At 50.7% G+C, this 2,002-nt stretch carries 1 pseudogene; it reads right to left on the bottom strand.

Going from position 1 to position 2,002, the window contains the following annotated elements:
- Positions 1-666: 666 nt before the first annotated feature.
- Positions 667-1,718: pseudogene (locus HAP95_RS17645) on the bottom strand (IS5 family transposase).
- Positions 1,719-2,002 lie beyond the last annotated feature (284 nt).

Raw genomic sequence — 2,002 nt, 5'->3', positions numbered from 1 at the left:
CCGGAGGGAGATCTGCGTCCGCCCGCCACCCCATTCACGATTCCGCACCAAAAACAGCCTGAAAATGCCGCATTTCCACCAACATAGTCCCTTCAAACCACCACTAAAATCAGCGGCAGAAAGCCTCTGCTACTATATCTGGCGAGCTTGACGGAGCCCTGGGCCTGGATCAGTGTCCGGATCATGGTATTACCGGTTTCAAGCGCTATGTGGCATTGGCCGTGCTGGCCCGGAACATTCATCGATTAGGGGCCGTTTTAATGGTCCAGGATGCGGAGCAACGATGTATCTATCGAAAAACGGCTTAACGGATAGGATTTTTGAAGCGTTACCGAACTTCTCAGGGAAACGGCTGTCAAAAATCGGCTGAAATCATTAAAAATGGGCATTAAATTCTATCCATTCACCATTTCGCTCAGATTTTACACGACGGAATTTTGAAAAAACGCCCTTTTTCTGTCATGCACTACTTATATTTGGTAGAAAGTGACACTCCCCAAATAGGCGAGCACCTCGAATAACAAAAAACTCGCGGTTTGAGACGGGCACACGCCTTCTCCATTCGCTCTTTTTAACGAATTTTTCAGATTATCTATCATTTTCATGATGTTTTCTATACTTTTTTGCTGTTTTTGCTGTTTTTGCCGATTTTGGAGGGATTACTCCCTACCAGGCCACCTCTTGCTTCAACAAGTAGGTAAAGCGACGCATGTTGTAGACCAGATTCATCATCCCAATTTTCACCTTGGCCCGAGCGATCCCCACGGTCCTCAGGATTTTTCCACCTTGCTGCGCGATCGCACCGAAGACGTGCTCCACGCGTGCACGATGATGGGATCGTCGGGTATTGGCCTTTTCCTGGGTTTTGCTGAGCGGCCGGTTACGGTAGGCCCTCTCATGAATCCGGTTTCGGTATCCCTTTTCCTGTAATAGTTGCTCCGATTCCTCAGAACGATGGGCGCTGTCGGCAAATATCTCTACGCCAGCATTCTCCGGGTCCAATAACATTTCCAGGCACTGGCTGTCATGGACGGAGGCATCCGTCACCCGATATACGTGGATCAGTTTGTGGCGTTTGTCCACGTTAATGTGGTTCTTGTAGCCGAAGTAAGGCTGACCGTTCTTTTTAGTCCGGCGGGCGTTCTGGTTTTTCTGACGACCCTTGGCCGGTTGCTCATGCCACGCGGTAGGTACTTCACCCTGGTTCACCTGTTGCCGCTGAGCAGCCGCTCCTGGCGACGCATGCGTTGCCGGAGGACCGTCACGAAGCTCGCATCAATGATTTGCCCAGCCCTGGCCGCGTAGCCCGCTTCCCGCAGAAAAGTATGAAAGGTCGTGAATAAGCGCTCCGTCAGTTGGGCCTGGGCCAGTGATTCACGGAATAACCATAAGGTCGTGTGATCGGGGACAGCTTCTTCCAGCCCAATCCCCAGAAAACGCTGAAAGCTGAGACGATCCCGAATCTGGTATTCGGTCTGCTCATCACTGAGATTATGCGGTTGCTGCAGAACCATCATCTTGAAGAGCAGTATCCGGTCATAGGGCTTCCTGCCACCCGGCCCCTTGGCCTTTGCTTTCGGTATACTCTCCAGAATCGGGCGGAAGCGCTCCCAAGGAATCAGTCGATTCAGTAAGGGCAGACCATCACCCAATAAATCCATCTCTCTCAACCGGCGGTCTCCGGGGAAGAATCCTGTTTGTCCAACCAATCCTGCCATGGCTGCTCTCCTGTCCAATCTACTCCCTACATTTTACTAGAAATGGGGAGTTTTTCGAACTGCCCAGGCGTTTTTGTTCAAGCTCTTTGACGGAGCTTACCCCAGCCTCTCACGCAACATGACCGACAGCGCGTATGGAACCATCAATGTCTCTGACCGTACTCAGCTAGCAGCCCGTCGGTTTTAACTTCGGACTACCACCAAATTTTAGCCTGATTTTTTTGAAATGGTTCATTTTGAGCCGATTTCGGTCATTATTGCCCTGTTTTTTGCGGTTTATCTGC

Source organism: Acidithiobacillus sulfurivorans, assembly GCF_018853815.1.
In the GTDB taxonomy this organism is placed as follows: Bacteria; Pseudomonadota; Gammaproteobacteria; order Acidithiobacillales; family Acidithiobacillaceae; genus Acidithiobacillus; species Acidithiobacillus sulfurivorans.
Note: the sequence above shows the minus strand (reverse complement) of the source record. Positions and strands in the feature narration are given on the sequence as shown.